The 2831-nt window shown below is 45.6% G+C and carries 2 protein-coding genes and 1 pseudogene; 2 read left to right on the forward strand and 1 reads right to left on the reverse strand.

Annotated elements, in window-relative coordinates:
- On the reverse strand, positions 1-2029 hold a 2029-nt coding region (locus VF500_RS29475; protein ID WP_330863081.1), incomplete at its 3' end, for a DPP IV N-terminal domain-containing protein.
- A 69-nt stretch (positions 2030-2098) separates the two neighbouring features.
- On the opposite strand from VF500_RS29475, the gene VF500_RS29480 reads away from it, so the two are divergent.
- The gene (locus VF500_RS29480) at positions 2099-2617 is read left to right on the forward strand and encodes a GNAT family protein (RefSeq protein WP_330863082.1); all 519 of its coding nucleotides are present in this window, start codon (positions 2099-2101) and stop codon (positions 2615-2617) included.
- Between the two features lie 20 nt (positions 2618-2637).
- Positions 2638-2831: pseudogene (locus VF500_RS29485) on the forward strand (zeta toxin); the annotation flags it as partial.

The raw sequence follows: 2831 nt of genomic DNA on the forward strand, positions 1-2831 counted from the left end.
GGATGGCGCCGCCTGCCGCGAAAACATCCGGTTCAGTAAACATACCCATCAACGTAATGAAGCCACCGTATGAGCCGCCGTACAAACCGACATGTTTAGGATTAACACCATACTTGTCAACCAGCAGCTTTACGCCGTCAACCTGATCGGTGAGGTCTTTACCGCCCATATGGCGGTAAATGCCGGTACGGAAATCGCGGCCATAACCAGCGCTTGCGGTGTAATCGATATCCAGTACGGTATAGCCGTTATCGGCCAGCATGTTGTTAAACATGTATTCGCGGAAATAGTAGCTCCATGAATAGGTAACGTTTTGTAAGTAGCCTGCACCATGTACAAAAACTACAGCAGGTTTTGCAGGGTCCGCTTTTTTAGGCTGATAAAGGCGGGCATAAACATCGGTACCATAGCGGTTTTTAAAAGTGATGATCTCGGGGTCGCGCCATGGGTACGACAGGTATTCGGCCGAAACAGAGTTGGTTATTTTTACTGCTTTTGCGCCGGGCTTATTGGCCTGAATGTATAGCTCCCAGGGCCTGTTTGAATAAGAATAGCGGATAGCCAGCCATTTTTCATCGGGCGAAAGCGTTACCTCGTTACCGCCTTTCATGCCGGTAATTTTAACCGGCGTGCCGCCGCCAACCGGGACGCTGTAAAAATGAGTAATACCCGGATGGTCGATATTGGCAGTAAAATAAAACGTCTTTTTATCCTGGCTTAGCTGAAGGGTTTGAACCTCCCACTTGCCGCTGGTGAGTTGTTTTTTAGCTCCGCTGGTTACATCAACCACATAAATATGTGAGTAACCACTAGCCTCGCTCTGGTAATAAAAATGGGTGTCGTCAATAAAGCCAGCGTTTCCCGGATCATCAATGCCGGGGCCTCCAATCCATGCTTCATCACGCTGACGGTCAAGCAGGGTTAGTTTACCGGTAACCGGGTCGAGGCGCATGATCCAGCAATCCTTATTATCCTGGGATGATATAATTGCCAGCGCATTGCTACCGCTTTGGTTCCACAAAACACCATCGATGTTTACCGGCCTGTCGGCGTTTTCCTTTTGGCGGGCTTTTAGCTCTTCGGGATAATCTTTTAAATAATCGGGCAGGTCTTTAATGCCGGGGATATCTGAGGTGATAACCGGGTAAACAGCTTCACGGCGCTTATCGTATACAAAAATTTCGGAAGTTGAAGATGGGCGGCCAACCTTCGAGCGGTTCGGGATGTCCTCGGTATAGCCCGATGCGGTAACATAGTTGGGCACAATGGCATTCTGTACCCCATCCGCACGCTTGGTGAGGCGATAGGTGATAAACCTGCCATCGGGACTGATCTGTACCGCGTTCAGTCTTTTATCGCCAAAAGGAATCTCCTTTAATTTATCAGGTTTCAGCAGCGCTGTTTCTGTCGAATCCTTTTTTTCATCCTTCGCTTCTTTTTTAATGATATCAAACAGCTCGAGCTGTTGTTTTTTGAGCCATTGTTCCTGCTCGTTGGATTTATCGTTTGCTTTTTTATCGGTTGTGGCACGTACAAAATTAGTAAGCTGTACCAGGCTGCCGCCGTTCAGGTTCAGGGCGAAAAGGTTATTATCCTCCTTATAAATTATCTTTGTTTCGTCACCATTAAAAGCCGGACTATCCTCTTGCCCAACAGTGTTAGTTAACCGGGTTGTTTTATTGCCTTTTACATCGTACAAAAACAGGTCGCCATTTTTGCTGAATACTTTTTGGCTGTGTTTTTTATTCCATTCGCCGTTATCGGGTGCCAAATCGCGCTGTTCGGCGATGCTGACTTTTTGTACCCTGCTATCTGCCGGACTAACAGCATATAACCTTGTATCGCCCGAAGCATCATCATCCCATTTAAAATAGATCTTTTTACTATCGTTGCCCCAGCGGATGTTGGAAGGCGAAACACCGATCCATTTCGGGTCGCGCATAATTTTTTCGATGGTAAGGGTATCCAGCTTTTGGGCAAAAGCACCTGTTGCCGGGATCAGGAACAATAAGCTTAAAAGTTTTTTCATATCTCAATAAAGGATGCAATTTAACAGTTTAGCCAATGATTGCTATTTTTAAGCATTTTATTGTTACAAATGGAACTACAGGGCAACGGATTTTTATTGAGGGCATGGCAACGGGGCGACGAAGTATCGCTTCAAAAGCATGCAAACAACCCTAAAGTATCGGCTTTTTTACGAGATAGGTTCCCGTATCCCTATACCCTGGATGACGCTTCATTTTGGATAAACCTGGTAAAAGATCAACAGCCTTTAACCGGGTTTGCTATAGTAGTTAACGGTGAGGCCTGCGGCGGCATTGGCGTTGAGTTATTTAGTGATGAAAGCCGCATAACTGCCGAAATTGGTTACTGGCTTGGAGAAGAACATTGGGGGAAAGGTATCATAACAGCGGCAGTAAAACTGGTGACTACCTATGCATTTGAGCATTTTCCGCTGATAAGGATTGAAGCCGGGGTATATGACAAAAACTCAGCATCAATGCGGGTACTTGAAAAGGCTGGTTATATTAAGGAGGCCGTGTTGCGAAAATCGATCGTTAAAAATGGAGAGGTAATGGATAAGCATATGTATGCTATATTTAAGGAAGATTAATTGAACCTATTTTAAAACAGATGCCCAATTTATACATCATAGCAGGTTGTAACGGTGCCGGTAAAACCACAGCAAGCTACACGGTTTTGCCCGAATTGCTTAACTGCAATGAGTTTGTAAATGCTGATAATATTGCGGCGGGCCTTTCACCTTTTAATCCGGAAAGTGTTGCGCTTGAAGCTGGCCGGATCATGTTACAGCGAATTGATGAGCT

This window comes from Mucilaginibacter sp., assembly GCF_036383575.1.
Lineage (GTDB): Bacteria > Bacteroidota > Bacteroidia > Sphingobacteriales > Sphingobacteriaceae > Mucilaginibacter.

Excerpts from the sequence above, each read along its gene's own strand:
- VF500_RS29480 (WP_330863082.1), top strand. The coding sequence starts at position 2,099 with ATGGAACTACAGGGCAACGGATTTTTATTGAGGGCATGGCAACGGGGC.